Origin of the sequence: Moraxella sp. RCAD0137, assembly GCF_002894025.1 — a bacterium.
GTDB classification, from domain to species: domain Bacteria; phylum Pseudomonadota; class Gammaproteobacteria; order Pseudomonadales; family Moraxellaceae; genus Moraxella; species Moraxella porci.
In genome coordinates this window covers 1-276 of the sequence record NZ_LTCC01000042.1, presented here as the reverse complement: position 1 = coordinate 276, position 276 = coordinate 1, and the positions used below count along the sequence as shown (strand labels likewise).

General features: G+C 48.9%; 1 tRNA gene and 1 rRNA gene. Both read right to left on the bottom strand.

From position 1 onward, the window contains the following. Positions 1 to 43 precede the first annotated feature (43 nt). A tRNA-Ile gene (locus AZ602_RS09945) sits at positions 44 to 120 on the bottom strand. A gap of 61 nt (positions 121 to 181) precedes the next feature. Next, positions 182 to 276, bottom strand: a 16S ribosomal RNA gene (locus tag AZ602_RS09940); the annotation flags it as partial.

The following is a 276-nucleotide window of genomic DNA, read 5'->3' as shown; positions in this document are numbered from 1 at the left end:
GCAAGGCAGGCGCTCTACCAACTGAGCTATGGCCCCAATTTAATGGTGGGTCTAATAAGACTTGAACTTATGACCCCCGCGTTATCAACACGGTGCTCTAACCAACTGAGCTATAGACCCGTTTTAAACATCTTACCAAAGAACAACTTGTTGTAGATTCTTGCCAATCAGATATCTTCATTAAGGAGGTGATCCAGCCGCAGGTTCCCCTACGGCTACCTTGTTACGACTTCACCCCAGTCATCGACCCCACCGTGGTGATCGCCCTCTTGCGTT